Origin of the sequence: Janthinobacterium sp. SUN026, from assembly GCF_030397625.1 — a bacterium.
Classification (GTDB): Bacteria; Pseudomonadota; Gammaproteobacteria; order Burkholderiales; family Burkholderiaceae_D; genus Janthinobacterium; species Janthinobacterium kumbetense.
Window position 1 is genome coordinate 341,019 of sequence record NZ_JAPQNU010000004.1, and the last position, 25,640, is coordinate 366,658.

21 protein-coding genes are annotated in these 25,640 nt (G+C 61.4%); 8 read left to right on the top strand and 13 right to left on the bottom strand.

Going from position 1 to position 25,640, the window contains the following annotated elements; genetic code table 11:
• Positions 1-2 precede the first annotated feature (2 nt).
• A complete protein-coding gene (locus OX459_RS19980; RefSeq protein WP_289906299.1) occupies positions 3-407 on the top strand; it encodes a hypothetical protein in 405 nt (134 codons plus the stop codon).
• A 105-nt stretch (positions 408-512) separates the two neighbouring features.
• The gene (gene gluQRS / locus OX459_RS19985) at positions 513-1,439 is read left to right on the top strand and encodes a tRNA glutamyl-Q(34) synthetase GluQRS (protein WP_289906300.1); all 927 of its coding nucleotides are present in this window, start codon (positions 513-515) and stop codon (positions 1,437-1,439) included.
• A gap of 74 nt (positions 1,440-1,513) precedes the next feature.
• Here the strand turns inward: gluQRS and OX459_RS19990 are convergent, their stop codons facing one another.
• A complete protein-coding gene (locus OX459_RS19990; protein WP_289906301.1) occupies positions 1,514-3,739 on the bottom strand; it encodes a TonB-dependent receptor in 2,226 nt (741 codons plus the stop codon).
• A 508-nt stretch (positions 3,740-4,247) separates the two neighbouring features.
• Here OX459_RS19990 and OX459_RS19995 point away from each other — a divergent pair.
• The gene (locus OX459_RS19995) at positions 4,248-6,923 is read left to right on the top strand and encodes a PAS domain-containing protein (protein WP_289906302.1); all 2,676 of its coding nucleotides are present in this window, start codon (positions 4,248-4,250) and stop codon (positions 6,921-6,923) included.
• A complete protein-coding gene (gene bla / locus OX459_RS20000) occupies positions 6,916-7,809 on the top strand; it encodes a class A beta-lactamase (protein WP_289906303.1) in 894 nt (297 codons plus the stop codon). Before OX459_RS19995 ends, bla begins: the two co-directional genes overlap by 8 nt.
• Here the strand turns inward: bla and OX459_RS20005 are convergent, their stop codons facing one another.
• The 10 genes from OX459_RS20005 to OX459_RS20050 form a co-directional block, all read right to left on the bottom strand.
• Positions 7,810-8,244, bottom strand: a complete 435-nt coding sequence (locus OX459_RS20005) for a DUF695 domain-containing protein (RefSeq protein WP_289899900.1) — start codon at positions 8,242-8,244, stop codon at positions 7,810-7,812.
• A gap of 38 nt (positions 8,245-8,282) precedes the next feature.
• Positions 8,283-8,945: a hypothetical protein gene (locus OX459_RS20010; RefSeq protein WP_289906304.1), complete on the bottom strand. Its 663-nt coding sequence runs from the start codon at positions 8,943-8,945 to the stop codon at positions 8,283-8,285.
• A gap of 134 nt (positions 8,946-9,079) precedes the next feature.
• Positions 9,080-9,943, bottom strand: a complete 864-nt coding sequence (locus OX459_RS20015; RefSeq protein ID WP_289906305.1) for a hypothetical protein — start codon at positions 9,941-9,943, stop codon at positions 9,080-9,082.
• A gap of 73 nt (positions 9,944-10,016) precedes the next feature.
• Positions 10,017-11,012 carry a PHB depolymerase family esterase gene (locus OX459_RS20020; RefSeq protein WP_289906306.1) on the bottom strand — a complete coding sequence of 332 codons (996 nt, stop codon included), beginning with the start codon at positions 11,010-11,012 and terminating at the stop codon, positions 10,017-10,019.
• Positions 11,013-11,096: 84 nt separating this feature from the next.
• Complete coding sequence (locus OX459_RS20025) at positions 11,097-13,316, bottom strand: TonB-dependent receptor (RefSeq protein ID WP_289906307.1); 2,220 nt, start codon at positions 13,314-13,316, stop codon at positions 11,097-11,099.
• A gap of 148 nt (positions 13,317-13,464) precedes the next feature.
• The gene (locus OX459_RS20030) at positions 13,465-14,271 is read right to left on the bottom strand and encodes an alpha/beta hydrolase (protein ID WP_289906308.1); all 807 of its coding nucleotides are present in this window, start codon (positions 14,269-14,271) and stop codon (positions 13,465-13,467) included.
• Positions 14,272-14,387: 116 nt separating this feature from the next.
• Entirely contained in the window at positions 14,388-15,026 is a 639-nt protein-coding gene (locus tag OX459_RS20035) for a TetR/AcrR family transcriptional regulator (protein WP_218965280.1), read from the bottom strand.
• A 107-nt stretch (positions 15,027-15,133) separates the two neighbouring features.
• Entirely contained in the window at positions 15,134-16,090 is a 957-nt protein-coding gene (locus OX459_RS20040; RefSeq protein WP_289906309.1) for a bifunctional helix-turn-helix transcriptional regulator/GNAT family N-acetyltransferase, read from the bottom strand.
• A 74-nt stretch (positions 16,091-16,164) separates the two neighbouring features.
• On the bottom strand, positions 16,165-16,593 hold the full coding sequence (locus OX459_RS20045) for a hypothetical protein (RefSeq protein ID WP_289906310.1): 429 nt from the start codon (positions 16,591-16,593) through the stop codon (positions 16,165-16,167).
• A 93-nt stretch (positions 16,594-16,686) separates the two neighbouring features.
• A complete protein-coding gene (locus OX459_RS20050) occupies positions 16,687-18,642 on the bottom strand; it encodes a PKD domain-containing protein (RefSeq protein WP_289906311.1) in 1,956 nt (651 codons plus the stop codon).
• A 331-nt stretch (positions 18,643-18,973) separates the two neighbouring features.
• On the opposite strand from OX459_RS20050, the gene OX459_RS20055 reads away from it, so the two are divergent.
• Both OX459_RS20055 and OX459_RS20060 read left to right on the top strand, forming a co-directional pair.
• Positions 18,974-20,164 (top strand): hypothetical protein, encoded by a 1,191-nt coding sequence (locus OX459_RS20055; RefSeq protein WP_289906312.1) that lies wholly within the window; start codon positions 18,974-18,976, stop codon positions 20,162-20,164.
• Positions 20,165-20,204: 40 nt separating this feature from the next.
• On the top strand, positions 20,205-20,723 hold the full coding sequence (locus tag OX459_RS20060) for a hypothetical protein (protein ID WP_289906313.1): 519 nt from the start codon (positions 20,205-20,207) through the stop codon (positions 20,721-20,723).
• A 3-nt stretch (positions 20,724-20,726) separates the two neighbouring features.
• Here OX459_RS20060 and OX459_RS20065 read toward each other — a convergent pair whose 3' ends face one another.
• On the bottom strand, positions 20,727-21,443 hold the full coding sequence (locus tag OX459_RS20065; protein WP_289906314.1) for an SDR family oxidoreductase: 717 nt from the start codon (positions 21,441-21,443) through the stop codon (positions 20,727-20,729).
• Positions 21,444-21,594: 151 nt separating this feature from the next.
• Here OX459_RS20065 and OX459_RS20070 point away from each other — a divergent pair, with 151 nt between their 5' ends.
• Positions 21,595-22,899, top strand: coding sequence for an MFS transporter (locus OX459_RS20070; RefSeq protein ID WP_289906315.1), 1,305 nt, complete (start codon positions 21,595-21,597; stop codon positions 22,897-22,899).
• Between the two features lie 60 nt (positions 22,900-22,959).
• Here the strand turns inward: OX459_RS20070 and OX459_RS20075 are convergent, their stop codons facing one another.
• Positions 22,960-23,373: an SMI1/KNR4 family protein gene (locus OX459_RS20075; RefSeq protein WP_289906316.1), complete on the bottom strand. Its 414-nt coding sequence runs from the start codon at positions 23,371-23,373 to the stop codon at positions 22,960-22,962.
• Positions 23,374-23,758: 385 nt separating this feature from the next.
• Here OX459_RS20075 and OX459_RS20080 point away from each other — a divergent pair, with 385 nt between their 5' ends.
• Positions 23,759-25,339, top strand: a complete 1,581-nt coding sequence (locus OX459_RS20080) for an isocitrate lyase (RefSeq protein WP_034784508.1) — start codon at positions 23,759-23,761, stop codon at positions 25,337-25,339.
• Positions 25,340-25,640: the final 301 nt, after the last annotated feature.

Sequence of the window (25,640 nt, forward strand, 5' to 3'; positions counted from 1 at the left end):
AGATGAAAAATAAAAAATACTGGAAAAACAATGGAACTAAAGAAAATCCCACATACGACTTCATATATCCTAGATCATGGAGTGAAGAAGAAATACTTGAAGAAAATAAAAGAAATATTGAAAAAATAAAAAATAGAAAATGCGAATGGGTAGATCATCTGGAACATATGCCAAAAAATATAATGATCGCACTAATAAATGAGATGGAAAAAGGAAATATACTAAAAAGCATAAGCAACAATAACTGGCCAAACAATGGAAGCATTGTAGTTAGCTTCAGAGATAAATTTCATGAGGAAAATAAAAAATTATCTGGAATTCAATGGCGAGAATTAAATGATCCCCACTATTGCAAAGAGGAGATAGCAGAGATTTTCAATAAAGTAGAGTATTTACTAATTAACTAACCTGTCGCCCGATTTGACACACCTCGTTCGCTCCCCGATACTGGACTCCAACCATAGCCAACTTCACAAGCGCAGACTACCTGTGTAGCGCTTGCGCCAGCACGAATGAACAGTTCTCACCTCGCCGTCCCCTACATCGGCCGCTTTGCCCCCTCCCCCTCCGGCCCTCTGCACATGGGTTCGCTCGTTGCCGCCATGGCCAGTTATCTCGATGCGAAGGTGTATCAAGGAACGTGGCTGCTGCGCATCGAGGATCTGGACTATGACCGCAATGTCGAGGGTGCCGATCTGGGCATCCTGGCCAGCCTGCAACGCTGTGGCATGCAGTGGGATGGCGAGGCGACGTGGCAGAGCCGGCGCTTGCCGCTGTACGAGGCGGCGCTGAAGCAGTTGCAGGACGATGGCCTCGTGTATGCGTGCGGCTGTTCGCGCAAGGAAATTCAGGATTCGGTACTGCTGGCGGGCGGGCCCAAGGGTGGGGCCGCCGTGTATCCGGGCACTTGCCGCCATGGCTTGGCGCCGGGCAAGGCGGCACGGGCCTTGCGGCTGCGGGTGCCGCAGGGCGCCGATGCGGTGTACGCGTTTGCCGACCGCTGGGCGGGTCCGCAGCGGCAGGACCTGGCCAACGAGGTGGGCGACTTCATCGTGCTGCGCGGCGATGGCTACTGGGCGTATCAGCTGGCCGTCGTGGTCGACGATGGCGCGCAGGGCATCACGCAGGTGGTGCGCGGCGCGGACTTGCTCGATTCCACGCCGCGCCAGCTGTACCTGCAGGATGTGCTGGGCTTGCCTCGCCCGGGCTTTCTGCACGTGCCTGTCGTCACGAACGACAGCGGCGAAAAGCTGTCCAAGCAGACGGGCGCCCTCGCCTTTGATACGGCAAGCAATGCCGCCGACCTGCTGGCGTCGGCGCTGCTGCCGGCGGCCCGCTTCCTCGGCCTCGATGTACGTGCCGACAAGGTGGAGGACTTCTGGCGGCAAGCCATTCCCGCCTGGGCGCAGCGGCTGGCGCAGCTTCCCGTGCTCCCATAAAAAAACCCGCCGCGGCGAACCGGGCGGGTAGCAATGCAGGCGCCAGCACATGGCCGGCACCTGAAGTCTGGCAATTAGAAGTTGCCTTTAAATTGCACCCCAAACTGACGTGGCTCATTGATGAAGCCCGTGCGGTTGTTGAAGTCGATGGCGCCCGTGATACGCTGGGTGTCGGTGATGTTGCGGCCAAAAACGGCCATTTCATACTTGCCGGCATCCCAGGTGTAGCCCACGCGCAAGCCGCCTTCGACCATCGGCTTGCCGGTGAACTCGGTGGACTCGTACAGGAAGAAGTTGATCTTGCTGCGGTAAGCCCAGTCCGTGAAGACGAAGAATTCGCCGTTTTCCATCGGGATCGAATAACGGCCCGTGGCGGTAACCGTCCACTTCGGCGCTTGCGGCAACGGATTGCCATTGATGATGGCGAAGCCGGCGGCGTTTTTCGGATCGGTCACGGTGCAGCTGCGGCATGTGGCCACCGACAGGCTCGGATCCTTGATTTCCGTGAAGTTGTAGCTGCCGCCCAGGGACATCTTCAGGCTAGGCGTGACAAAACCTTCCAGTTCCAGTTCCGCGCCGCGGCCGTTCGTCTTGGCTGCGTTGATCAAACGCGTCACGTTCGAGGTGCCGCCAACGACCGTCAGTTGCTGGTTCTTCACCTGGTAGTTATACAGGCTGAAAGCAACGCGGGCACGGCGCTCGAACAGGTCGGCCTTGATGCCCGCTTCGACCGAGGTGATGGTTTCCGCGTCGGCAACCGTTACGGACACCTTGTCGCTGGCTGGCGCAATACTTGGCGCGCGGAAACCGGTAGCGATACGGCCGTAGAAGTTCACGTCCTTGTTGTATTTGTAGGTACCGCTCAGGTCCCAGTTGACCTTGGCTTTGCTGACATCGGCGCTGGTCGGAGAAATCTGGACGATACGGTCCGCTTCAACGGTGTTGAAATCCTTCTTGTCCTTGGTGTAACGCAAGCCGGCACGCAGCATGAAGTCATCGTTGACGGCATAGTTGACGGAACCGAAGGTGGCCCAGGCACTGTTTTTCTGGCGGCTGGCCAGGTGCGAAACGAGCGCATGGTCGCTACCGCCGAAATTATCCGTGTAGCCGTTGGCATCTTCGTTGAAGTAGTACACGCCAGCCTGCCAATTGAGCGGACCGGCATTTTTCGATTCGGCGCGGAATTCTTGCGAGTACTGTTTCACGCTCTTGATGCCGCCAGCAGTTTCCACCGGGAATGGAATCGCTGGCACCATGCCTTTTGCGCCGCCATCGATGTCGCCATGCGACACATACTTGCCCACGCGTTCGAAACCGGTGATCGAGTACAGCTTGACGCCGTCGAGTTCCCAGCTCAGGCGGGCGCTGGCGCCATTGGTGCGCAGCTCCTGGAAGTTCAAGGCATCGGTGTAGGATTTGGTCGGATTGAAACCGTCGACCAGGTCATTCGTGCCCAGCTTGATGGCGTTGGCGAAGAACACGCGCGCGCTGCCCGTGGTGCTGCGCTGATGCACATTGAACAGGGCGTTGAACGTGCCGTTCGGCGCATACATCAATTGCACGCGTTCCGCGTGTTCGTTGTAGCCGTCCAGCGCATTTTTCTGGCCCGTAAACGTGTTGTCGACGTAATCGTCGCGGTGCTGACGCAAGGTCGAGACACGCATGGCCCATTCTTTGCTCAGCGGCACGTTGACGGCGCCGTCGAAATTGGTGGTGTTGTGCGTGGCGGCGGAAACGTTGTAATAGCCTTCAACCTTGTCCAGGTTCGGCTTGACGGATTCGAACTTGACCACGCCGGCAGGCGTATTGCGGCCGAACAAGGTGCCTTGCGGGCCGCGCAGCACTTCCACGCCAGCCACGTCGAAAATCGGATAACCCTTGAGGATAGGATTTTCTTGCACGACATCGTCGTAAATCAGGGAAACAGGTTGCGATGCAAAGATGTTGAAGTCGGTATTGCCATAGCCGCGGATGTAGAAGCGGGGGAAAGTGCGGCCATTCGACGATTCCACGTTCAGGCTCGGCACTTTGCCGGCCAGCACGCGAATGTCTTGTCCACCGGACACCAGCACGTCGAGCTTTTCATCACGCAGCAGCGACACGGAGACGGGCACGTCGCGGATATTTTCCTTGCGGCGCTGCGCCGTCACGGTCACGGTTTCCAGCTGGCTGGCGGCAGGGGTCGTATCAGCAGCGACTTCATCAGCATAAGCCGAGCCGATAGGCAAGGCAGCGGACAGTGCCAGCATAGCAGCGCTTTTGGCGCACAAACGCTTGTGCATCTTGGACATCTTGATCATGTTGTTTCCCAGAAGTTTAAAAAAGAATTGCGAAACCTGTCTCCGGGTTATGTACGGCGCTGGATGATCGTTTGCACCATTTCGGTGCAACAGCGCGAGCGGATGTTTCTCCGCTCTCGGCGTCACTGGCTCTGCCCTGGCTGTCGTCCAAGCTGACAGCGGTTCTGGCCGCATCTCCGGGATGTCTGATGAACACCAACTTTTAAGTAAGGCGCCAATTTAATTCAAGCGCCTTATGCGCTGCAAGAATATTGTTATGTAAAATATTCATTCATCAACATAAAGGCCAGACTAGTGGTTATTCAGCCACAATAGCGTGCTCGCCTTGCTATTTACTCCAATGCCATGCCGCCTGACGCACCTTTTCGCCAGGCCAGCCGAAAGCGGAATTGCTGCCCTGCGAGACAGCCCCGAGGGTAAAAATAGTTGTAATATCGCCAGAATGAAGTTGCTAAGCCGCCCCATTCCAGTGCGGCGGCGGCCCCCTGCACCATCATCGATCGCCTCCATGCCAGAACCCAGCCAGCCCAGCAACGCCGTCCCGTCCTCCACCGTCGCCGCCCAGGCGGCGCATCTGCTGCTGAGCGCCCATTGCGACATCGTCTGGAGCACGAAAACCTTCGGCCAGTTCGATGCCGACCAGCCGTCCTGGCGCGCCTTCACGGGCCAGACCGAGGCCGAACTGCTGGGCCGCGGCTGGGTCAATGCCCTGCATCCGGACGACCGCAACTTGCCTTACGTCATGCCATCGCATTTGACCAGCGTGTTCGAAGCGGAATACCGGCTGCGCCACGTCAGCGGCGCCTACCGCAACATGCTCGTGCGCATGCTGCCCGTGCTGGCGCCCGACGGCAGCATCATTGAATGGCTGGGCTCGCATTGCGACGTGACGCAGCAACGGCAGACGGAACAGCGGCTGCGCCTGGCCATGCAGGGCGGCCGCATGGGCACGTGGGAGATCGACCTGGGCAGCGGCAGCATGGCCGGCTCCGACGCCTTCAAGGCCAATCTGGGCCTGCCGCCTGACAGCCCCATCGATTACGCGCAGCTGACGGGCGCCATGCTCGACGGCGACCTGCAGCACTGGCAGACGGTGGTGCACGCGGCCATCGCCAACGCCAGCGATTTCGAAATCGACATCCGCGTGCGCTGGCCAGACGGTTCACTGCACTGGGCGCACATGCGCGGCACCTGCGCCAGCGATGGCGCCGGCAACGTGATCGCCCTGTCCGGCATTTCGCTCGACTTGACGACCAGCAAGCAGAACGAGGAAACCCTGCGCCTGACCCTGGCGGCTGGCGAAGTGGCCACCTGGAACTGGGACATCGTGGCCGACCGGGTCACGGCCGACAGCAATATGGCGCGCTTGTTCCCCGTCAATGCCGATGCGGCCACGGCGGCGCCGCTGGCGCGCTACCTGGACATCATCCATCCCGATGACCGCGAGCAAGTCAGCGCGCAGATTGCCCAGGCGCTGCAGGCGCACACGCCGTTCGAGGCCAGCTACCGCGTCGGCGCCGGCGATGGCCAGTACCGCTCGGTCATCGCGCGGGGCCGCGCGGAATACGCGCCCGATGGCACGCCCCTGCAATTGCCCGGCGTCCTGCTCGACATCACGCGCCAGAAACAGGTGGAAGATGCGCTGCGCCGCAGCGAGGAACGCTACCGCACCCTGATCGACCTGATGGACCAGGCTTTTTGCGTCATCGAAATGCTGTACGACGAGCAAGGCCGCCCCGTCGATTTCCGCTACCTGGAAGGCAACCCCGCCTTCGTCAAGCAATCAGGACTGGACAATGCCATCGGCAAGACCATCCGCAGCTTCGTGCCCGACCATGACCAGCACTGGTTCGACATGTACGACCAGGTCGTCAAGACCGGCGAGCCCGTGCGCTACGAAAACGAAGCCGTGGCCATGGAGCGCTGGTTCGAAGTCTTCGCCGCGCGCCTGGGCGGCCCCGGCAGCCGCCTGCTGACGGTATTGTTCAGCGACATCAGCGAGCGCAAGCGCTCTGAGCAGCAATTGCGCCAGCTGGCCGACAACCTGTCCGAAATGGACCGGCGCAAGACGGAATTCCTGGCCACGCTGGCGCACGAACTGCGCAACCCGCTGGCACCCATCCGCAACGGCTTGCAGATCATGCGCCTGGCCGCCGACAAACCCGCCACCGTGGCGAGAGTGCGCGACGTAATGGAGCGGCAAGTCAATCAGATGGTGCATCTGGTCAATGATTTACTGGACGTGGCACGCATCACGCGGGGCCAGATCGAACTCAAGCTGGAACGCGCGGACTTGAAAACCATCATCGCCAGCGCCGTGGAAACGAGCATGCCGCTGATCGAGGCCAGCCGCCATCAATTGCAGGTGCAAGTCGATGAACAAGCGCTGCCGCTCGAGGCCGATCCCACGCGCCTGGCGCAAGTACTGGGCAATCTGCTCAACAATGCCGCCAAGTACACGCCGGCCGGCGGCCAGATCAGCTTGCGCGCGCGGCGCGATGGCAATGAGGCATTGATCGAGGTCAAGGACAGCGGCGTCGGCATCCCCGCCGAGTCGATCACGACCGTGTTTGACATGTTCACCCAGGTGGGACAGAACATGGGCCGCGCGCAGGGCGGGCTGGGCATCGGCCTGTCGCTGGTGCGGCGCCTGGCCGAGTTGCATGGGGGCAGCGCCACGGCGGCCAGTCCCGGCGCCGGCCTGGGCAGCACCTTCAGCGTGCGCCTGCCCCTGCTGGCGGAGGCAGCGGCAGCGCCCGCAACAGTGGCCACGCCCGCCAGCGCGACCGGCGGTCCGCATTTCCGCGTGCTGGTGGTCGACGACAATGTCGATGCGGCCGATACCCTTGCCGCCGTGCTCGACATGATGGGCCATGTTACGCAAGTGGCCCATGACGGCGCGCAAGCCCTGGCCGTAGCGCCGCAATTTTTACCGGACGTCATCTTCCTCGACATCGGCTTGCCCGGCATGAACGGCTACGAAGTGGCGCGCGCGTTGCGCCGGATACCGGCCGGCGCCAACGTCGTGCTCGTTGCCTTGACGGGATGGGGCGCCGAAAACGACCGCAGCCAGTCGAGTGCGGCCGGCTTCGGCCACCATCTGACCAAACCGGCCAACCTGCTTGCCATCGGCGAACTGCTGGCCACCCTTTCCACTCCAACAACACTGACCGACCATGACTGAATCCCTGAACCTCGTCCGCCGCCACCTCCTGCTGGCCGGCGGCACCGCCCTGCTGTTCCCGACACCGCTGCTGTTTGCCGCGCCCGCCACCGGCATCGCCGCCGCCCAGACGCAACTGGCCGCGCTGGAACAGGCCGCAGGCGGACGCCTCGGCGTTGCCGCCTGGCGCCACGGCAGCGAACAGCGCGTTGCCTATCGCGCCGACGAACGCTTCCCCCTGGCCAGCACCTTCAAGGCCATGCTGGCGGGCGCAGTGCTGGCCCGCAGCGTCAGCCAGCCGGGCTTGCTGGACCAGCACGTGCGTTACGAGAAAAAGGAATTGGTCACGTATTCGCCCATCACGGAAAAGCATCTGGCCGACGGCATGAACGTGGCCGACCTGTGCGCCGCCACCTTGCAGTACAGCGACAATAGCGCGGCTAATTTCTTGATGAAAATATTGGGCGGACCGCAAGCCGTGACGGCGTTTGCGCGCAGCATCGGCAATACGGTGTTCCAGCTGGAACGCTGGGAAACGGAATTGAATAGCGCCATCCCCGGCGAAGTGCGCGACACGGCCAGCCCCGCGTCCATGGCGCACAGCTTGCAGCAATTGTTATTGGGAAATAGCTTGCCGGCACCGCAGCGCCAGCAACTGGATGCCTGGATGCGCGGCAACACGACGGGCGACAAGCGCATCCGCGCCGGCGTGCCTGCCGGCTGGCAGGTGGCGGATAAAACGGGTTCGGGCGCGTATGGCAGCGTCAACGACATCGGCGTCGCCTACCCGGCCAGCGGCGCGCCGCTGATCATCGCCGTGTACTACACGCGCGAACAGAAAAAAGCCGACACGAACCAGGACATCATCACGGCCGCCACGCGCATCGTGGCCGCCGCATTGACGTAATTACTTCGGCAGCGCAGCCATGAAGCCTGCATACGTGGACCAGGCGGGGTCGGCCGCGCTGCGGATTTCAATCGGGAACTTTGGACGCGGCGCCAGCGCCGTGTTCAGGCGATTGAAGAATTCTTCGCCCGACTGCGTGTAATAAATCCATTCGCGCAAGTTCTCGCCCGTCGACACCAGCGCCAGCGTGGCGAAGCCTTGCTCTTCCACCACGGGCGCCAGCGCCGCTTCCAGCTCTTCCATGTGCTCGCGCTCGTTCGGCGCGGGCATGCCCGTCTCGTCCTCATAGCGCCAGGCGATGATGATGCGGTCCGGCTGCGACGATAGGTCCCAATCGTCATGGAAGGTGTCGACATAGCGGTAGATGATGGCCATCTCGTCGCTATGCGTGACGATGGTGCCCCAGCTGCGGGCGGAAGTGGAATTTTCGTTCATGGTTGCAACAGTCAAAAAAACAATCGAGGGGGCGCAGCTTACAGCACTGGCGGGCAAGTCACATTCCACGCGTCAAACTGGGCGCCGCTCTTGCGCAGCCAGACACGGGCGTAGCTGTCGCGGTCGCTCTTGAACACGAGCGCATAGCGCTCTTCGGCACGCGGTGCGGCGGCGCCCACGTCGACGGCCGCCAGCACGAACTTCAGCGCGCGCAACGGAGCGCAGGCCGTATTGCCCGCCATCAATAAGCGCGCCCGCTCCAGCAGCGGCTTCTGGTACAGCAACACGCCTTCCAGTTCCGCATCGGGGACGCGCTGCAGCATGCGCACGGGTTCGGCCACGGCGCGGCAAGTGCCGCGGTCGAGCCAGGCGTAATACTCCATGCCCGCCTCCTGCCAGCGCGCCAACTTGCCCTCGCCGTGCAGCACGAACTTGGTGCGCTGCGTACGGCACAGTGCGCCATGACCGCGATACGGCGACGTTTCCACGCTGCCCACCACTTCGCTGCCGCGTCCGCCCACCACGGGCACGCTCTCGAACACGGTGCGCGCAGCCGGCTCGCCCGGATATTGCTGCGCATAAAATTCCAGCAAGGACGCGCGCTGCTGCGCATCCACCGCCACCGCCTCGGCAGCACTGGCAGAGAGGCACACAGCCGACACTACACACAGCGCCAAGGGGCGCACGATATATCTAGGCATGGATCCAGGCATGGCATTCCTTCAATCGACGTTCAAGGGCGGGTATCGCCCAAGCGCAGATTATATAGTTACCAGGAAATACCAGGAGCGTACGGGATCGGGAGGTGCCGAAGCTGGCGAAACCGGCTCGATCTTCAGTCAGCAGTTGACTTGCTGTCCAGTACTTGCCGCAAGACGTGCCGCTTGGCCGCCAGCGCCGCATCCGCCAGGCTCCATTGCTCCAGCCGCAACGCATACGTGGGCGTCATCATCCAGCCGAACACTTCCGCCTTGTCTTCCTCGGGGCCGTAGGCTGCGTACAGGCTGACGAGGCCCGGCTGCGGGTGGCCCAGGTTCTGGAAGCCCTTGCCATAGGCCGTGGCGCCGCCCTGGCCGTAGGCTGTGCCGGACGGGTTCAGGGCCAGCCAGGCGGGGTCGCGGTAATAGAAATCGTTGAACAGCCGGTATTCGATGAAGTGGTAGTACTCGTGGTGCACGCGCAGCTCCATGCCGGACGGACACATCGCGGCCAGCATGTTGTCGGCGTAGACGACGCTGTCGATTTCCGGCGCCGGCATGGCCAGGCGGCGCTGGCCGTCCACGCTCAAATCCTTGACCAGGACGACGTGGCGCAAGCCCGTGCGCGCGAAGACGCCGGCCGGGTAGCGCTCCATGGCCGGCAAGACGATGCTGAGAAGCAATTGCAGCCCGGCGCGGTCCTGCTCCGACTCCGTAAAGGCGTTCGCCGCGCTGCCGGGCATGGACAAGGTCCAGGCGGGCGCCAGTTGCAAGGCCGCCAGGCGCGCCGTAGCGATGGCCTGCAACTGCGCCACGCTGGCGTCCCTGGGCGCGACGGACGCATAGCGCACGTTCCAGTCGCATTCGCTGCGCATGCTGTCTTGCTGGGCGGCACGCTCGAACGCTTGCGCATCGGCGGCCGATGGCTCGGGCGGACCGCCACTGGCGCAAGCGGACAGCAAGACGCAGGCAAGGCAGGACAGCAGGCGGCAAGCGGGCATGGAATCTTTCACAGGAATAAAAATAGGGCGCAATCGCGGCGCCCCATTCTACAAGCTTCAGTTCTCTACGCCATCAGCGCTGGTAATTCTTGAAGAAATTCCAGCTGATCACGGTGGCGTCCGGGCCCAGCTCGTCGCTGAATGGCCAGCCGGGAGGGCCGCCGCTCCACGCGTGGTTCATGCCCTCGACCGTGTACTTTTGCGCGATGACGGCGCCGTTGTGCAGGTAGGTATCGATGGAATAGCTGCGCCCGTACGGCACCGTCTGGCGCACGATGCTGTCGGCGCGGTAGCGCACGCTGTCATTGTCGAGGCCATCGTCGCCGTAATCGCTCGTTTGCAGGAATTGCTCGATGGTTTGCTCGCCGTTGACCGGATTGACGACGATGTCGGAAGTGCCGTGGAACACCATCGTCGGCATCAGCCGGCGCGGCGACCCCGAGCAGCGCCAGGCATCCTTGCCGCGCACTTTCGGATCGAAGGAACTGCCGTTGAACAGGGAATCGGCGGCCGTGATCATGCCCGTGGCACCCTTGTACATGCCGCCCGAATGCACCATCACGGCGGCGAACACGTCCGAATAGCAGGCGGCCATGATGGACGCCATGGCGCCGCCGGCCGAGATGCCCGTCACATACACGCGGCTGTCCTGCACCGCATACTTGCTCTTGACCTTGTTCAATATGCCCATCAGCACGGCCGGTTCGCCCGTGCCCCGCTCCTGGTTCAGCGGCAACATGAAATTCCAGCAGCGCATCGGGTTGGCCGTGACGTTCTGGCGCGGATAGACGACGATGAAGTTTTCGCTGTCGGCCAGCTGGTTGTAGCGGCTGACGGCGGCCATGCTGTTGGGCTCGGAACCGCAGCCGTGCAGCATCAGCACGACGGGCAGCGGCGTGTTGGCGTTGTAGTTGCTCGGCAGCCAGACCTGGTATTCGCGCGAACCCCACAGGCTCGCGTACAGGCCGAAGTCCCACTGGCCGGCTGCGGCCGGCAGCGCGGCCAGCAAGCCGCAGGCGGCGATGAGTGAAGATAATAAGTGACGCAGTTGCTGATTCAGATGTGCCATGCCAGTCTCCTGATTATTATTAAGGACGAAAACAGCGACAACAAACCGGCTTGATGCATATCAAGCCGGCACTTCTACAAGCGCTTAAAATTTGTAGCCTGCCTTGGCGATGATCTGGCGCGGCGGGCCATAGAAACCGTCGAGGATGAACAGCGCAGGAATGTTGTAGCCGTCCGTGCGGTAGCGTTTATTGCCCAGGTTGCTGCCATGCAAACTGAAGGTCCAGTTCTTCGGCGCTTCCCATACGACGCCAGCCGTCCACATGCTGTAGCCGCCCTGCGCCAGCACTTCGCTCAAGTCCGTGGTCGGATACACCTTGCTGCGGTAGCCGTAACCGACCATGCTGCGCAGGGCGCCGCCGAACACGTCGCGGTCCGTGCGCGTCAGGTTCAAGCCCACTTGCCGGCGCGGCGTATTGCTGAACTTTTGCGTATCCGCAATGTTCTTGCCGCCGCTCATGAACTCGTCATAGCTGGCGTTCAGCAAGGCGAGGAAGCCGTTGACTTCCCACTGGCGGTTCGGCCGCCACGAGAATTCGAACTCCGCGCCTTTCACGGTGGCCTTGCCCGCATTCGTGAAGTCGCCATAGAAGCCGGGCAAGCCACCCGGCTGCACGTAGCTGGTAAAGACGGACAACTGGATATCCTTGTAGCGGTTGTAGAACAGGGCCACGTTGGCGTCGAACGTGTCATCCGGCGCCGCATACTTCATGCCCACTTCCAGCGCGTCGAGTTTTTCATCCTTGTACGGGCGCGCGGAATCGGGTACCACCAGGTTGTTGGCGCGCACGTTGTAGCCGCCCGACTTGAAGCCGCGCGACAAGTTGCTGTAGAAATTCGTCGTCTTCGACGCTTCATAGCGCACGGACAGTTTCGGCGAGGTATTGCTGACCGACAAAGACTTGTCGAAATCGGCCGCCGTCTGGATCGGGCGCGTAAAGCCCACGTCGGCAAAAGCACGGTTGAGCACGATGGCGCGCTTTTCCTCGCGCGTGTGGCGCAAGCCCGCATTGATGCTCCACGCCTTGCCCACGGGCCAGGTCCAGTCCGTGTACAGCGCCGTGCTGTCCGTCTCCACCGTGCTGACGGCGGCCTGGAACTGGCGTCCCAGGAAATTGTTGTAGATGCCGCCGCCGGCCGTGCCTTCGAAGCGGTACAGGCCGATCACGCCGGCACCATAGTCGCCGCTGTAGGACGCCTGCAATTCCAGGCTTTTCTGCTCGTCGCGCGAGTCGCCGAACACATCGGCGATGGGCTGCGGCAAGCCGTCGAAGTCGATGGTTTGCTCGGACGTGCTGCGCCGCTTGGCGCCGATCACTTTCACGGACCAGTCGTTCGACAAGGTGTAGTTGGCCACCAGCGAACCGCCCCGGTTGTGCGTGAAGTTATTGCCCGGCATGCCGCTCTGGATGTCATACGCATCCGTGCTGGGCGGCCGCTTGAGCGGATCGAAAGCGCTCACGCCCATGCGCTGAAAGCCCCGCACGCCCGATTTGTCGTCCGTGGCGTCCAGGCTCAGCACAACGGTCAAGGGGATGTCTTGCGGGAAATAGCCAACGGACAGGCGCGCGGCCGTGCTGTCCTGGTCGCTGACCTGTTCGCCGTTAAACGTGTTGCGGCCGAAACCGTCGCGGTCCAGCTTGGCAGCCGCCAGGCGCGCGCGCCACGTGCCGCTCTCGTTGGCCACGTTGAAGGCGGCCTTGAAGTTGCGCTGGTTGTAATTGCCGAGGCCCACTTCCGCCGAAGCGCCGTTTTCCTTCGCCAATGGGCGCGAAATGTATTTGATGGCGCCGCCGATGGTGTTCTTGCCGTATAAGGTGCCTTGCGGGCCGCGCAGCACTTCGATGCGCTGCACGTCGAACACGTCGAGCAGCGCGCCTTGCGGACGGGCCATGTAGACGTCGTCGAAATAAATGCCCACGCCCGGGTCCACGCCCCAGACGGGGTCGGCCTGGCCAACGCCGCGGATAAACGCCGTCAGGGTGGTATTCGTGCCGCGCGATGCGTACACGGTCAGGTTCGGCACGCGTTCCTGCAAATCGGCCAGGTTCTGGATATTCGCCCGTTCCAGGGCCTTGGCGGAAAACGCCGTGACGGCCAGCGGCACGTCCTGCAGGCGCTCTTCGCGGCGGCGGGCGGAGACCGTCACGGTTTCCATGCGTTCTTTCGCATCGCTGGCTTCGCTGGCGCTCTGGACACTGGCGGCGGCGGACGCGGCGGCCTCCTGCGCCAGGGCCTGGGTGGAAAAGCTGAAGGCGCCGGCAACGGCGAGGGCGGCGGGCATCAATTTCAAAGCAAGTTTCATAGCGTCTCCAATGTCAGGCTTGCTTACCGCCAGGGAAAACGGCCGGATTCCAGAATCGCAAGACGTAACGGTACCCGCGCGCAAAAAGCGTGCACCTGCCCTGCGATGACTGTGTTCCGGCCCTCGGCCCGTGCGGCGAGTGGCCTGTTTATTTTGAATTTATGGTAAGGAAGGACTGCAACAAGGTATTCACACGCTGCGCCTGGTCCAGGGGCGTGGCGTGGCGCGAGTTCGCGATGATCTCGATCTCGCACTGCTGAAACTGTGCGGCAAAGGCCCGCTTGCTGGCGACGGGCGTGTAATCCTGGTCCGCCGCCATGATCAGGACGGGCATGGCCAGGGCCTGGAAATGGATGTCGATATCCCAGTGGAAAATGGCGTCCAGCGCGGCCAGGTAGGCGCGCTTGTCCATGCCCGCCATCTGCGTGGCGAAGCGCTCGACCAGGGCTTGCTGTGCAGGATCGGGAAACAGTTTCTTGCCGATGATCTTGCCCATGGCTTTCAAACCGAAGGTGGCGATCACCGTGCGGCGCAGCCAGTAGGCAAACAGCAGCGCGGCCGGTTTGCTGCCCTGGAACGGCTGGGAATTGATCAGGCACAAACTGGCGACCCTGCCGGGGGCGCGGTTGGCCATTTCCAGGCCCACCATGCCGCCCAGCGAAAAGCCGACGATGTGCGCGCGCGGCACGTCAAGCTGGTCCATCAGGTTGAAGAGGTCGTTGGCGAAGTCGCCGATCTGCCAGTCGCCGTTGGGCGCCGGACTGGCACCGTGGCCGCGCAGGTCGGGCACGATCAAGCGATGGCTGCTGCCGAGGGCGTCGATTTGCGGGCGCCAGTCTTCGGCGCAGGAACCGAGGCCGTGCAACAAAAACACGGGATCGCCCTGCCCTGCCTGTGTGCCGGGACCGAGGTCGAGATAATGCAATGGAACATCGGATGTCGTGTGACGCCGCATTCTGTCTCCTTGCTGTTGAACATGCTTTGTGTTCAGGTGCAGGAATATATTTTCCTGCTGTTGGAAAACATAATACGGAATCCGAATTCCGATTTCAAGTTAAATCGGTAAATATCTCAAGTCAGGTAATTTAAAGCAACACGTACCAGCTCGTCTTCCAGCGCGGCCGCCGACAGGAAGGACAGCGAACCCGACAACACGTGCTGGTTCAGGATGCCCAGCAGCACGGGCGGCACCACCATCATCGCCTGCGTGGGATTCGGATGGCGGATGCTGGCCGACTTGCTGGCCAGCACGGCAACCGTGCGCTGCGAGATCAGATGGTTGATCTGGTGCACCTTGTCGCGGAACTGCGCATCCTGCGAGCAGCGCGTGATCAGGGCGCGCAGCACGCCGCGCCGGCCCATGTTGACGGCCACGAACATGGCCACCATGGCGCGGATGAAGTCTTCCAGGCTGCGCCCTTCCCACTGGCGCAGCTCCGTCAGGGTTTCGACCTTTTCCACCATGTCGGAAAAAAAGCGCTGCAGCAGCAAGCGGCTCAAGGTGTCCTTGTCGCCCAACAAACGGTAAAACGTGCCCACCGAGGTTTCCGCCAGTTTTGCCAGGTCGGCCACGCCGATTTCATCGAAACGGTTTTCCGCCAGCAACTGTTCCCCTACCAGCAGCAAGCGCTCGAAAGCCAGCTTGCTGCGCGCCTGGGTGGGCTCGGGTGGAACGATCAACTGCGGGAAGGGCATCGGGAAGGAAGGCATGCGGCGTCGGCGTCTCGAAATAGTGGAACCTAAGTTCCGTTATGGATGCGCGTATTGTAACGCGGGAGACGGCCGATGGGGAGCGCCGCGTGGCGCCCTCGCGTGCACTAGCGGCCCTGCCACTCCATGTAGACGTCGGCGCGCTGGTAATGGGCGTCGCCGGCCGGCCGCGCCACGTGCGTAAAACCGCTGCTTTCATACAGGCGGATGGCGGGCGCCAGCTTGCTGTTCGATTCCAGGAACAGCAGTTGCGCGCCGCTGGCCTCGAAGGCGTCGAAGGCCCGTTCGATCAGGCGGCGCGCGATGCCCAGGCCCTGGCACTCGGGGGTGACAGCCATCTTCGACAGCTCGATGCTGGCGTCGCCGGCGCGGATCAGGGCACAGGTACCGACGATGCGGCCATCCAGGCGCGCGAGGAAGATCTGCCCGCCAGCATCCAGGATCGAGCGCTGCGGATCAGACAGCACCTTGTCGTCCAGCGCCTCGACATAGAAATACCGCTCCAGCCAGGCGATATTCAGCCGCTTGAAGTCTGCCGCGTATTGCGGCTGGTAATCGATGATTTCCACGGCCGCCCGCTCGCGCTGGCGCCGGCAGGCGGCGATCGTTTCGCCGAAACCTTGCGCCTGCAGGCGCGCTTCGGCCCGGTCCAGGCTGGCCATCAGCTGCGGCGTCCCCTGCTCGAAGACGCTATCGACGGCCGCGCGCACATCGTCCCACAGGGGCGCCATGTTGCGCAGCAACGCTTGACCGGCGTCGGACAGCGCCAGCAGCCGGCGCCGCTCGTCCTTGGCGTCCGGCATCTCCGCCACCACGCCGGCATCGAGCAGCTTGCGTCCCAGCTGCACCACCACCGGATGCGTCTGCCCGATCTGCGCGGCCAGGGCCGTGATCGCCGTCGGACCGTTGTCGCGCAGCAGCAATAGCAGGGGGAAACAGCGCGACGTCAGCTCGACGCCGGCGGCCAGATAGCTGGTGTCGACGCCCGCATACAGTTGATCGGAAAGACGGCGCAGGCGGCTGGCCAGCATCAGGGAGCCGTAGGTTTGCAAGTTGGAAGACATGTTGGGCGGGATATATGTAAGTAGTTACGTATACCCTAACGTAAAGGGGCTTTCCAAGTCAAGGGCTGGCTTGCCTAGTCCTCATCTTCCGCCAGCGCCTCCTGCAGCCTGGCTTGAAACACGGCCTCGACCAGCTCTTCCAGAGTCGGCCACACCTGCGTCAGCCAGCGCTTGCCCTCTGCGCTCACCGCCACATACGGCGCGTCGCGCGTGGCGCAGGCCAGGCCGATGGCGATGACTTGCCCCGCATCGTCCAGGCCGCCCGCGATCATGGCGTCGATCGGCAAGGCGATCAGCTCGGCGGTCAGATGCGGACGCAGCAGGCAGGCGGGCGCGATGATGGCGAACGATGCTTCCACGTAACTCCAGCAGTTGGTGGGCCAGTGGGCGGCTTTGACGGCGTCGAGGAAGGCCGCGTCACTGAAGGTATCCGGATGGGCTTGCGCCTGTGCATAAAAAGCGGCAAGGGCGACGAGTTGTGGCGGGGAAGTCCAGGTGGGCATGGGGCATGGAGGCAAGTGAGGCTGGCGAACGCGGAACCGGAGCCCGGCGTTCGCCATATTACATCACTGAGTTACATCACTGAGTTACATCACTTAGTTTGACGTGAAGTCGGCGTTATAGACGAAAGACTGGCCCGTTTCCGCCACAAAGAACTTGTAGCTCAGTTTAGCCGTTGCGCCATTCGTCTTGGGCGACACCAGCGAGAAGGTGGCGCTGCTGCCGGCAGGAATGACCTGGCCCGACACCAGACCGACGATGGCTGGAACGACCTTGCCGGTACTGTCGACGGCCGTCACATTGGTAATCATGAAGCTCGTCCCGGCGGCGGCCACCTTGAAGGTATCGACCGTAAAGTTGGCTGTACACGATCCCGAGCACGACTTCTGTACCGTCGCATTGGCGAGGTAAGGCAAGTCGGCCTTCGTGTCGACCGGACCGGCCCCATTGTCCTGCACCTGGTATAAATTGAGCAGATTCGGCGTCGCCGTTACCGTGACATTATCTTCGCCACTATTCACCGAGCCATCGTTGACGATTAATGTCGCGACATAATCACCGGCCATATCTGCGACAAATGTCGGCTGCGCGGCAGTCAGCGATGACAGCACGGCCTTGCTGCCGAAAGGCTTGCTCTTCAATTGCCAGCGGTATGTCAAGACATCGCGTTCTACATCTGTACTGCCAAGTCCCGTCAAACGCACGGTCGTTCCTGGCGCGACAACCTGGTCCATACCCGCATTGGCCATCGGCTCCGCATTGGTCGAGCTTGCAGTCGCAATAATGGTGGCGGTTGATGGTGCACTGTCGACCGTACCGTCATTGACGACAAGGCTGACGACATAGGTTCCCGGCACATTCGCCCAAAAGCTGCTGACTGCCTGGCTGCGGTACCATTCGCCGGGAAACGGCTGCAGCATGCTATTTGCAGGCACGGAGATGAACGTCCATTTATAGCTGAGATTGTCGCCGTCCGCATCCGAACTGCCCCTGCCATCGAGGGTCACACCATACGCACCTGCCTGCACACGCTGATCCACCCCGGCATTCGCCACCGGGGTGGCATTCGTGGACGTCGCCGTAATCGTGACGTTCATTGAATCGCTCGATGTCGTTGCGTCCCACACACGCAACGTGGCGACATACGTGCCAGCCTTGTCGGCGATAAAAGAGGGTTTCACCAGCGTTGCGGACGACAACGTGGCAGTACTCCCCACAGGACGGTAAGTCAGGGTCCAGTAATACGTCAGGGCATCGCCATTCGCATCGGAACTTGCGCTGCCATCAAGAATGACGGTGCTCCCCTTGAGCACGTTCTGCGCCACGCCCGCATTGGCCAATGGCCGGGCATTGCCGACAACCGCCGTCGTCGTCACGAAAGCAGGCGCACTATCGACCTTGCCATCGTTGACAACCAGGCTCAGTTCGTAGGCACCCGGCAAATCCACGCCGACATACGGACGCACGGAGTTTGCATCCACGATCCGTACAGTACTGCCGGCAGGCTTCGATACCAGGCTCCATTTATAGGTGAGGATATCGCCATTCGCATCGCTGCTTGCGCTACCATCCAACATGATACCCATACCAGCAACAATGGTCATTGACTGCCCCGCGTTAGCGACAGGCGGGGCATTGGCTACCGACGCGGCAACCGTCACCGACGACAGCTCGCTGCTGATCTTGCCATCGCTGACCAGTAAGGTGGCCACGTAAGTGCCAGCCACATCGGCGGTAAAGGTTGGTTTCACGGCGGATAAGGAATCCAGGGCGGCGGCACTGGTGACGGGCTTGGAACTCATCACCCATTTGTAGGTCAATACATCACCATTGGCGTCGGAGCTGGTACTCGCATCCAGGGTCACGACGCTGCCAACCACCACGCTTTGGGCGGGCCCGGCTTGCGCGACTGGCTGCGTATTGACCACGGTGACGGGGGGAGTTACGGGTGGCGCCACGACGCCGCTATTGTCCGCCGCGTCATTACTGCCGCCGCCACAGGCCGACAAGGCAGCAAAAGCCAGCGCACAAAATAAAATTCTACTATTCACGTGATATTCCGATCAGGTTAATGACATTTCACTCGACCCGAATTATTCACGATAACTAAAAAATATGATAGGCAACCGCTGAATTGAACGGCATAAAAATATATTAATTCCAGCGCCGTCTTCTTATTATCCATTTCAAGCAGAGAAAAATATCGCACCACAACCATCTAATAAAATTCATTTGTAACGATGAGTCACCACAGGAAGCCGAATTGATAAACACGAAAACAAGGACGATGCATTTTGATCGAAAAGAAATCTGCCACCATCAATAAAATCATGGGCGGCACAGGTCATAATTGCAGCTCATCGCGATCATTTCATTCATTCCATGCCATCCTCATTCGAACACTGGAAAGCCGAACTTTTAATTTTGGGCAACATCATCCAGGACGACGACCGCACCACGCCGCCCGATGAAGCCCAGCAGCGCTTCCAGCGCTACTGCGCCATGCTCGATGCACTGACGGGCAAGGAAGGCGCGCAATACGCACTGGCCATCTTTCAATCCGTCCAAGCCGAACACGATTACGGCGCCTATCAGATAGCCAACCGCGCCGCCTGGCGCTACGGCGAGACGGCGTATTGCATGGCACTGCTGCATGAACTGCCGCGCCTGATCGCCACCGTGCCCGACTGGGCGGGCGAGTTTCTCGTCGGTATCGCCAATGGCGCCGGTACGCCCCACGCCTCGGCCATCAACTGCTTCAACTCCCTGCTGGCCGGCGCGCCGCCCGCGCCTCAGGCGCTGATCGCGGCCTTTATTGCCGAGGAAGAAGACGATGGCTGGTTCGAGCATTGCCCTGGCGTGCTGGGCGCCATTGCTGGCGAACGCTACGCGGGCATCATGCCTGGCCACGCTGGCGCCCCCGGCTACCAGCTGTTCCTGCTGCCCGGCGAAGGCGGCGCCCTGCCCTGGCAAGCCGCGCTCGACTGGGCCGCGGCGCGCGGCGCCTGCCTGCCGACGCGCAGCGAACTGGCCTTGCTGCACGCCAACTTGCGCGACGCCTTCCCGGATGCCTGGTACTGGTCGTCGGAAGCGGACGCCATCCTGCCCCGCCTGGCCTGGAGCCACGATTTCGATAACGGCACCCAATACAACTTTCGCAAGACCTACAGCGGCCGCGCCTGCGCCGTGCGCCGGGTCGAATTGGCGCCATCGGCGGCCGCCCCCGTCCCCTTGCGGCAGGGCGAGCGCTATGCCGGCCTGATTCTCGGCAAGGATGGCGCGCCCGACTACCATCTGCTATTGCAGCCGGACAAGTTCGAGCAGGAGTACAACTCGTGGCAAGCCACGTCAGACTGGGCCGCCAGCCTCGGCCACAGCTTGCCGGATCGACGCGAGCAGACCTTGCTGTATGCGACATTGAAAGAGGCATTCCGGCCAAACTGGCACTGGTCGAGCGAGCCGGGCGACATCGAGGACGAAGCCTGGTGCAAGGACTTTGACACGGGCGTCGCCTATCTGACTTTGCGCGAGTTCGACGGCTACGCGCTCTGCGTGCGCCGGGTGCTTGTATAGTGCGCGTTTGCTCAGCCGAGCTGTCCCATCAAGGAAAACCATGCTGTTATCACTCGACGATCCCCTCTGGCTCACCCTGGAAGGCGGCTACCGCGTACCTTACGACGTGGCCGAGGCGCTCAAGGCCATGCAGGCGGGCGAAGACGTGTGGCATGAGCTGTGGGAAGAGCTGCACCACCAGGGCGATGTGGGCGTCGCCTCGTATGCGGCCGTGCCCCAGCTCGTCGCCATGCTGGGCGGCGCGCAAGCGCGCGAGGAAGATTTCTATGCGCTCATCGCCCTGATTGAAATCGAGCGCCACCGCCTGCACAATCCGCCTCTGCCGGACTGGCTGGCCGACAGCTACCGCGATGCCTGGGCGCAACTGCCCGCCATCGCCGCGCGCGACCTGCAGGGCCAGCTCGACCCCGTCATGCTGGAATCCGTGTTCGCCGTGCTGGCCCTGGCCAAGGGCAAGCTGCGGCTGGGCGCCGCCCTGATGCACATGGATAGCTCGGAAGTGGACGAGTGGCTGGAAGAGCGTCTCGGCTGGTCCGAGGTTTACGGCAAGGACGCATAAGAGTCAGAAACGCTCGTCGCGCAGCGCGGGCATCACCAGTTCGCGCACGAACGAAGCATTCGACAGGTTCAGCAGCATGCGCACGACGGCAACGACGTCATGCACGGGTATCAGCTCGCCTTCGCCGCGCGCGCTAGCGTCCACCAGCGGCACGGATAAGCCATCGTAGGTATTCAGGTAGCCCAGCTGCAGCGCCGTCACGGCCAGTCCCTGTTCGCGGAAACCTTCGCGCAAGGCGTCGGCGATGCCGTTCAGGGCGAATTTCGACGCGCTGAACGTCACTTCCGGGCGACCGCTCTGGCGCAGGCCGGACGTCGACCCCGTGAGTATCAGCTGCGGCTTGTTGCTGGCCAGCAAGCGTGGCACCAGGCGCTTGAGCAGCAATATCGTCGCCGTGATATTCGTATTGACCATGTCGACGATGGCGTCATCCACATCGCCGAGAAAAGCGTAGTCATCGCTGAAGGCCTTTTCTTCCCACACGCCCAGGTTGTAGATCACCGCGTCCAGCGCGGCAGGCGCTGCACGCGCGATGCGTTCGACCGCCTCGGCAGGTGCGGCCAGGTCCGCCGCGATCCATTGCAGCTGCGTGCCCTGGCCGGCGGGCAAGTCGGCAGGTTGCTGGCGCGATACACCGATGACGGCATGCCCGTCAGCGAGCAAACCGTCCACCAGCGCGCGTCCCAGGCCCCGGCTGGCGCCCACAATCATGATGTGCATACTGTGTCCTTTGCAATGAAGTCAACGCCGATGATAGCGGCGTTGTATTAAGCACAGCTGAGGCGGCTCCCCCTCCCCCCGCATTTACTCACGCGGCGGAATTGCGTATGCTAGGTCTGGCAATCTCCCATAACACACAAGAACGAGACACATGCCTACCTCCGACACCGCCGCAAGCAACGCCGCAAGCCGTCCCCTCACCCAGCAAGACTACAAGACCCTGTCCTTGGCCGCCCTGGGCGGCGCGCTGGAGTTCTACGACTTCATCATCTTCGTCTTCTTTGCCAACGCCATCGGCCAATTGTTCTTCCCGCCGGAAATGCCGGAATGGCTGCGCCTGCTGCAAACCTTCGGCATCTTCGCCGCCGGTTACGTCGTGCGCCCGCTGGGCGGCATCGTCATGGCCCACTTCGGCGACTTGCTCGGCCGCAAGCGCATGTTCACGCTCTCCATCCTGATGATGGCCGTGCCGACCTTGCTGATCGGCCTGCTGCCCACGTATGCCACCATCGGCCTGGCCGCCCCGCTGCTGCTGCTGTTGATGCGCATCTTCCAAGGCGCGGCCGTGGGCGGCGAAGTGCCGGGCGCCTGGGTGTTTGTGTCCGAACACGTGCCCAGCCGTTTCACGGGCTTTGCCTGCGGCGTGCTGACGGCCGGCCTGACTGTCGGTATTTTGTTGGGTTCGCTCGTGGCGACGGGCTTGAATACCGTCTACACGCCGCAAGAAATCACCGATGGCGCCTGGCGCTATCCGTTCTTGCTGGGTGGTATCTTCGGCTTCGGCGCCATGTATCTGCGCCGTTGGCTGCATGAAACGCCGGTGTTTGCGGAAATGCAGCAGCGCAAGGCGCTGGCGACGGAAATGCCCTTGAAATCCGTGCTGCGCAGCCACCGCGGCGCCGTCGTCGTGTCGATGCTGCTGACGTGGATGTTGTCGGCCGGCATCGTCGTCGTCATCCTGATGACGCCTGCCCTGCTGCAAAAGATCCACCACATCGCGCCGCGCACCACCCTGGTGGCCAATACCGTAGCAACGCTCTGCCTGGCCTTCGGCTGCATCATCGCCGGCATGCTGGCCGACCGCCTGGGCGGCAAGCGTGTGATCTTCGTCGGTTCCGTGCTGCTGGCCATTTCCACGTACATTTTCTACACCACCGTCGGCACCCGCCCCGACCTGCTGCTGCCCCTGTACGCCATGACGGGCCTGTTCGTCGGCGTCGTCGGCGCCGTGCCCTACGTGCTGGTGCAAGCGTTTCCGGCCCAGGTACGCTTCTCGGGACTGTCGTTTTCCTACAACTTGTCGTACGCCATTTTCGGCGGCCTGACGCCCGTGGTGGTGACCCTGATGCTGAAGAACAACGTCCTGGGTCCCGCCTATTACGTGATCGGCGTGTGCGTGGTCGGCATGCTGACGGCCCTGTTCATCAAGGACCAGCGGCAGACGGTGGGACGCTAGCTAGCCTCGGGCAGCGCACGGGCTTGCCTCGTGCGCTGCAGCAGTTGCCCCGGTAAGCGATCAAGAAAATAGCGATAGAAAGTCTTCAAAGGAGTTTGAAATCTTCCGCCAGTAATCATCGTCCCACAAGATGACGGATGGTGCGCCCTGAGCACCCCTGAAATCGAGACAGAATGGACTCCCGTCACCGGCCATGCCGAAACAAATGATTTCTGTAAAATCAACGATGTCCGGCATGGCTCCCGGGCCAGCACTGCCGCTTCCAGGCTCCCCATAGCAGCCATCGCCGACGAAATACGCCCCAAGCTGCGCTGTCCGGGCAGTCAATTCGACGGCATCCGTATAGATGTGCGCCAATTCCGTCTGCAGGACGCGACCGAAAGAATCGAGCTCCTCCTTCAACCTCAAATTGCAGAATCCTGCCGCGTCCCGATATCTTGCCGCAAAAGCAATATACTCGACGGGTAAATCCATACCGTTAATCTGCATCGCTGACGTTACCTTTCACAAGCGGAGCATGATATTAAAACAAATGTACCGCTACGCCACCTTCGGGTGGCTTTTTTCGCCCCGATTTGTCGCGCTGCACCAAAATCTGAAAAGGCGTTTCACATCGCGGGATTTCAAACGACAGACCCATCCATTAATGCTCTCACTTTTTGAAAATTCATTTCACATCCTGAAAAATTATAATTAAGTCGTTGAAAAAGAACGATTAAATTTAAGTTATATGTCTTATATAAGACTTGAAGATCGGCGCGAATCGGCCTACTATTTAGTCATGCAGTTTGCTTCGACAAGACGTTGTGGCGCACTCGGCGATTTTCTCAAACATAGCTTTTCTTTTTAGGAGATTCACATGTCCCAATATCAAGACGACATCAAGGCTGTTGCTGGTTTGAAAGACCAACAAGGTAGCGCCTGGAACGCCATCAATCCCGAGTCCGCCGCCCGCATGCGCGCCCAGAACAAGTTCAAGACCGGCCTGGACATCGCCAAGTACACGGCGAAGATCATGCGCAACGACATGGCCGCCTACGATGCGGACCCATCCAAGTACACCCAGTCGCTCGGCTGCTGGCACGGTTTCATCGGTCAACAGAAGATGATCTCGATCAAGAAGCACTTCAACAGCACCGACCGCCGCTACCTCTACCTATCCGGCTGGATGGTCGCCGCCCTGCGCTCCGAGTTCGGCCCACTGCCGGACCAGTCGATGCATGAAAAAACCGCCGTCTCGGCCCTGATCAAGGAGCTGTACACCTTCCTGCGCCAGGCCGATGCCCGCGAACTGGGCGGCCTGTTCCGTCAGCTGGACGCGGCCCAGGGCGATGCCAAGCAAGCCATCCAGGCGAAGATCGACGGCCACGTGACCCACGTCGTGCCCATCATCGCCGACATCGATGCCGGTTTCGGCAATGCCGAAGCCACCTATTTGCTGGCAAAACAGTTCATCGAAGCGGGCGCCTGCTGCATCCAGATCGAAAATCAGGTATCCGACGAGAAACAATGCGGCCACCAGGACGGTAAAGTCACGGTACCGCACGAAGACTTCCTGGCCAAGATCCGCGCCATCCGTTACGCCTTCCTGGAACTGGGCGTGGACGACGGCATCATCGTCGCCCGCACGGACTCGCTGGGCGCCGGCCTGACCAAGCAGATCGCCGTCACTAATGAACCAGGCGACCTGGGCGACCAATACAACTCCTTCCTCGACTGCGAAGAAGTGTCGGCCGACGCGCTGGGCAATGGCGACGTCATCATCAAGCGCGAAGGCAAGCTGCTGCGTCCGAAACGCCTGCCGAGCAACCTGTTCCAGTTCCGCGCCGGTTCCGGCGAAGAGCGTTGCGTGCTCGACTGCATCACCTCCTTGCAAAACGGCGCCGACCTGCTGTGGATCGAAACGGAAAAACCGCATATCGCGCAAATCGGCGGCATGGTCAGCGAAATCCGCAAGGTCATCCCGAACGCCAAGCTGGTGTACAACAACAGCCCATCGTTCAACTGGACCCTGAACTTCCGCCAGCAAATCTTCGACGGCATGAAAGCGGCAGGCAAGGACGTGTCCGCCTACGACCGCGCCCAGCTGATGAGCGTGGAATACGACCAGACGGAACTGGCGATCGCCGCCGACGAGAAGATCCGCACCTTCCAGGCCGACTCGGCCCGCGAAGCCGGCATCTTCCACCACCTGATCACCCTGCCGACCTACCACACGGCAGCCTTGTCGACGGACAACCTGGCCAAGGAATACTTCGGCGACCAAGGCATGCTGGGCTACGTGGCCGGCGTGCAGCGCAAGGAAATCCGCCAGGGCATCGCCTGCGTGAAACATCAAAACATGTCCGGCTCGGACATCGGCGACGATCACAAGGATTACTTCAGCGGCGAAGCGGCGCTCAAAGCAGCTGGTAAAGACAACACCATGAACCAGTTCTGAGTTTTTGGTTTGGCTGTAGAGTGAGAAAGCCCGCTTTGGCGGGCTTTTTTGCGTCTTCGTTGTTGACAGGTGGTAGTTTTGTAGGTCGGGTTAGCAGCACGCGTAACTTGGATACATGCAGACCATCGTCAGCATCGCCGTGAATTAGGTGATTGCAATGATGCTGGGGTCGATTGCAGGATTCCTGACCCTGCCGCCAACTTGGGTGGCCGTGTAGCGGTGGATGATGGTGGGCGTGTTGACGGGGCTGGGGGTGAAGATGGCTGCCGAGGGGAGAGGGGGATTCCTATCATTGAAACAC